Annotated in this window: 4 protein-coding genes; 3 read left to right on the plus strand and 1 reads right to left on the minus strand. The window is 73.2% G+C overall.

The window, feature by feature from the left end:
* Positions 1-246: 246 nt before the first annotated feature.
* The 3 genes from IPZ69_RS46420 to IPZ69_RS46430 all read left to right on the plus strand — a co-directional run bounded on the left by IPZ69_RS46420 (position 247) and on the right by IPZ69_RS46430 (position 2,976).
* Positions 247-1,032 (plus strand): maleate cis-trans isomerase family protein, encoded by a 786-nt coding sequence (locus IPZ69_RS46420; protein WP_235460960.1) that lies wholly within the window; start codon positions 247-249, stop codon positions 1,030-1,032.
* Positions 1,029-1,760 (plus strand): maleate cis-trans isomerase family protein, encoded by a 732-nt coding sequence (locus IPZ69_RS46425; RefSeq protein ID WP_235460961.1) that lies wholly within the window; start codon positions 1,029-1,031, stop codon positions 1,758-1,760. The genes IPZ69_RS46420 and IPZ69_RS46425 overlap by 4 nt, the downstream gene beginning before the upstream one ends.
* A 127-nt stretch (positions 1,761-1,887) precedes the next feature.
* Positions 1,888-2,976, plus strand: coding sequence for an LLM class flavin-dependent oxidoreductase (locus IPZ69_RS46430; protein ID WP_235460962.1), 1,089 nt, complete (start codon positions 1,888-1,890; stop codon positions 2,974-2,976).
* Here the strand turns inward: IPZ69_RS46430 and IPZ69_RS46435 are convergent.
* A partial coding sequence (locus IPZ69_RS46435; RefSeq protein WP_235460963.1) for a putative bifunctional diguanylate cyclase/phosphodiesterase occupies positions 2,955-4,697 on the minus strand: 1,743 nt, incomplete at its 5' end. The two genes, IPZ69_RS46430 and IPZ69_RS46435, sit on opposite strands and share 22 nt — an antisense overlap.

A 4,697-nucleotide genomic window follows, 5' to 3' on the forward strand; every position in this document is an offset into this window, starting at 1 on the left:
GGCCGGTCGGGACGGGCATCGGCAAGCCGTTCCTCCGAGTTCCTGCGCGGTTCCCGCGCGTTCCCGCGGCGGGCGGCGCGCCGGGCACCTGCTCGGCGCGGCCGGCGCGGAGACGGGCGGCCGGGTGTCTGACATGCGCGGATTGACCACGCTCGCACCCGAACCTACCTTCGTCAACACGGGCGTATCCACGGATCGTCGCGCTCTCGCCCGTCGTCGTCCCCCAGTGTGAGGCCGGTGCCTGCCATGGACGTCTCCTTTCTCGGCGGTCCCCGTCCCCAGCGCGGTGTCGCGGTGGTCGCGCCCTTCGACTTCGCGCTCGACCGCGAGCTGTGGCGGTGGGTGCCCGACGACGTCTCGCTGCATCTGACCCGGACGCCGTTCGTGCCGGTGGAGGTGAGCCTCGACCTGGCCCGGCTGGTGAGCGAGCACGAGACGCTGGGCGAGGCGGTGCGCGCGCTCATCGCGATAGCGCCGCAGGTCGTCGCCTACGCCTGCACCTCCGGCAGCTTCGTCGGCGGGATCGCCGGGGAGCGGGCCATGTGCGAGGCGATGACCCGGGCGGGCGCCCTGCCCTCCGTGACGACCTCCGGGGCGCTGCTGCAGGCACTGGACGAGCTGCGGGTGCGGCGGGTGGCCCTGGTGACCCCGTACACGGTCTCGGTGACCCGGGCCCTGCGGCGGTACGTGGCCGAGGCGGGCGTCCGGGTGACGGGCTGCGCGTTCATGGGGCTGACCCGGCACATCTGGCAGGTGCCGTACCGGGACGTGGTCGGGATGGCCCGCCGGGCCGTGCGGGACGGCGGGGCCGAGGCCCTGTTCATCTCCTGCACGAACCTCCCCACCTACGACGTGATCCCCCAGCTGGAGGCGGAACTGCGCATCCCCGTCCTGTCGGCCAACCAGGTCACGATGTGGGCGGCGCTGCGTGTGCTGGGTACCCGAGCGGTGGGGCCGTATCAGGCGCTGTTGGACGAGTCGGCGCGTGCGTGGCCCGTACTGCCCGAAGAACAGCAGGAAGGCTGGACATGACAGGACTCGGATTCCTCTACCCGGGCCACTCCGCCGAGGACGACTATCCGCGCATCGAGCAGCTCCTGGGCAGCGACATCCGGGTGGACGTGGTCCACACCGACATCGGCGAGGACGCGCACCGGGTCGACGCGCTGCTTGAGATGGGCTCGCCCGGGCGGCTGGCGCAGGGAGTGGCGGATCTGCGCCTCGCGGGCGCGGAGGCGGTGGTGTGGGCGTGCACCAGCGGGAGCTTCGTGTACGGCTGGGAGGGCGCCCAGGACCAGGTGCGCACCCTGGCCCAGGCCGCGGGCATGCCCGCCTCCTCGACGGCGTTCGCCTTCGTGCACGCCGTGCGGGAGATCAAGGTGGAGCGGGTGGCCGTCGGCGCGACGTACCCCGAGGACGTGGCGTCCCTGTTCGCGGACTTCCTGCGGGCCGGGGGCATCGAGGTGACCGGGGTGCGGGCGTCCGGAGTCGTGACGGCGGCCGAGGTCGCCACGTGGGGGGAGGAGGAGGTGCTGACGCTGGCCCGGGCCGCCGACGGTCCGGACGCGCAGGCGATCCTGCTCCCGGACACCGCGCTGCACACGGTCGCCCACATCCCCCTGCTGGAGAAGGCCCTCTCCAAGCCCGTGCTCACGGCGAACCAGGTCACGGTGTGGGAGGCGCTGCGGCTGACGGACCGGCGGGTGAACGCTCCGACCTTGGGCTCCCTGTTCACACGTGAGCCGATCGTGCAGGTCTGACCGGCCGCCGCCCCCGTCCCCGGGAATAAACCGGAGACCGCCTCCTGTTACGTCCCCTGTTCATCCGTAGTGCCTCCCGTCCGTCCCGGGAGGACAGCGCAAGGGCCGAAAACAGGAGGCACACACCGTGTCGGCAGACGAGATCCGGGGCACCGCGCACGGCAGCGCCCCCGTGCCCCTTTCCGTACTGGATCTGGTGACCGTCGGCGCGGGAAGCACCGCGAGCGACGCGTTGCGCACCGGCGTGGAGCTGGCCCGGTTCACCGAGTCGCGGGGCTTCCACCGGTACTGGGTCGCCGAGCACCACTCCATGCCGGGGGTCGCCTCGTCCTCGCCCGCCGTGATCCTGGCGCACCTGGCCGCCCACACCGAGCGGATCCGGCTCGGCTCGGGCGGCGTCATGCTGCCCAACCACGCGCCCCTCGTCATCGCCGAGCAGTTCGGAACGCTGGAGGCCATGGCCCCGGGGCGGATCGACCTCGGCCTGGGCCGCGCACCGGGCACGGACGGCGCCACCGCGGCCGCGCTGCGGCGGACCGACACGCTGGGCGAGGGCGCCGACGACTTCCCCGAGCAACTCGCCGAGCTCACCCGCTTCCTGGACGACGACTTCCCGGACGGCCACCCCTACCGCCGCATCCACGCCATCCCGGGACCCGTGCAGGGGACCGCCGACGGCGGCGTCCAGTCCCCGCACCGCCCGCCGATCTGGCTGCTCGGCTCCTCCGGCTTCAGCGCCCGGCTCGCCGGCCTGCTGGGCCTGCCCTTCGCCTTCGCGCACCACTTCTCCGCGCAGAACACCATCCCGGCGCTCGACCTGTACCGGGAGTCGTTTTGCCCCTCCGCCGTCCTCGACGAGCCCTACGCCCTCATCGGCGTCTCCGCCCTCGCCACGGACGAGGAACCTCAGGCCCGCCGGCAGGTGCGGGCCGCCGCCCTGAACATGGTCCGGCTGCGCACCGGCCGCCCCGGCCTCTTCCCCGACCCGGACGAGGCGGCGAAGCACGAATTCAGCCCGTACGAGGAGGAGTTCGCGCGGTCCTGGGCGGGCAACATCGTGCACGGCACCGCGGACGAGGTGCGCGCGGGCCTCGACGACCTGCACAAGCGCACCGGCGCCGACGAGTTGATGCTCACCTCGCACGCCCACCGCGGCGAGCTGCGGCTGCGCTCGTACGAACTGATCGCGGACGCCTACGGGTTGCCGACCGCGTAGGCCGGGGTCTCCAGCAACTCGGAGATACGATCCGGCGGCACCGGGCGGGAGTACAGCCACCCCTGGCCGGTGTCGCAGCCGATGTGCCGCAGCCGGGTCGCCTGGGCGGAGGTCTCCACGCACTCCGCGGTGACGGTCAGCCCCAGCCGGTGGGCGAGCTGGATCATCGCCTCGACGACCACCTCGTCGGCCGGGTTGGGCCGGTCGCCCGGGTCGTCGTACTGGAAGCCGCGCACGAAGGAGCCGTCCAGCTTGAGGACGGAGACGGGCAGGCGGCTCAGATAGGCCAGGTTCGAGTAGCCGGTGCCGAAGTCGTCGATGGCGATGCGCACCCCCATGTCGCTGAGGGCCTGCAGGGCCTGCAGCGGGCGGCCCGCCGAGCCCATCACCGCGGACTCCGTGAGCTCCAGCTGGAGCAGGTGCGGGGCCAGGCCCGTCTCCGCGAGGGTCTCGGCCACGTCCGCCACCAGATCGGAGTCCCACACCTGGCGGACCGCCACGTTGACGCTCACGAAGATCGGCGGCTCGTCGGGGTGGTCCAGCTGCCAGCGGCGGGCCTGGCGGCAGGCGGTGCCCAGGGCCCAGCGGCCGAGCGGCACGATCGAGCCGTCCTCCTCGGCCAGTCCGATGAACCGATTCGGCGTCAGCGTGCCGAACTGCGGGTGGTGCCAGCGCACCAACGCCTCGACACCGCGCAGCCGGCCGTCCTCCATGCCGACCAACGGCTGGTATTCGAGGGCGAATTCGCCGCGGTCGATGGCGGGCCGGAGCGTGGAGGACAGGGCCTGGCGGGTCATGCGGTGCGCGTTGCGCTCCGGGTCGAACAGGGTCCAGCGGGCCTTTCCGTCGGCCTTCGCCCAGTAGAGCGTGGTGTCGGCGGCCTGCATCAGACCGGTCGCGGTCGTCCCGGCCGCATGGCGCTCGACCACGCCGATCGAGGCCGTCAGGGACAGCCGCTGGCCGGCCAGGTCGAAGGGGGCCTGGAGGGCGCCGAGGGCGGACTCCGCGAGGTCGGCGAGCTGGTCGGTGCCGGTCGAGTCCTCGACGAGCAGGGCGAATTCGTCGCCGCCGAGCCGGGCGACCAGGGGGACGCCGGTTCTGGTGTACCCGGCCTCGTCGGCGACCTGGGTCAGCCGCTCGGCCACGGCCGCCAGCAGGCGGTCGCCGACGCGGTGGCCGAGGGTGTCGTTGACCGCCTTGAAGCCGTCCAGGTCCAGATAGCACAGGCCGATCCGGCCGGTGCCGCTCTGCTCGTACGACTCCGCCTCCAGCGCGGCCGACAGGCGCTCGAAGAACAGGGTGCGGTTGGGCAGCCGGGTCACCGGGTCGTGCATCTGCAAGTGCCGCAAACGGGCCTGGAGTTCGCGGCGGGCGCTGATGTCGGCGACCGAGAGCAGGATGCCGGGCTCGGCCCCGTCCAGCGGCGCGACCGTGACCTGGACCCAGACCGACCGGCCGTCGGGGTGCTTCAGGCGGCGTGTGCAGCGCAGTCTCGCCTGCCGGCCGCGCAGCACCTCGCGGTAGGCGTGCCAACTGCGGGCGTCGGAGGCCAGATCCACCAGATCGGCGGCGAGGCGTCCGGTCAGCGCGGCCGGTTCGGTGCCGAGCAGCGCGCCGAACGCGTCGTTGGCGTCCGCGACCAGGCCCTCGCGGTCGACCACGGCCATCGCGAGCGGGGCGGCCGCGAAGGCGGAGTAGTACGAGGCCGTCGACGCGGGCGC

It is taken from the genome of Streptomyces olivochromogenes (genome assembly GCF_021538895.1).
Lineage (GTDB): Bacteria > Actinomycetota > Actinomycetes > Streptomycetales > Streptomycetaceae > Streptomyces > Streptomyces olivochromogenes_A.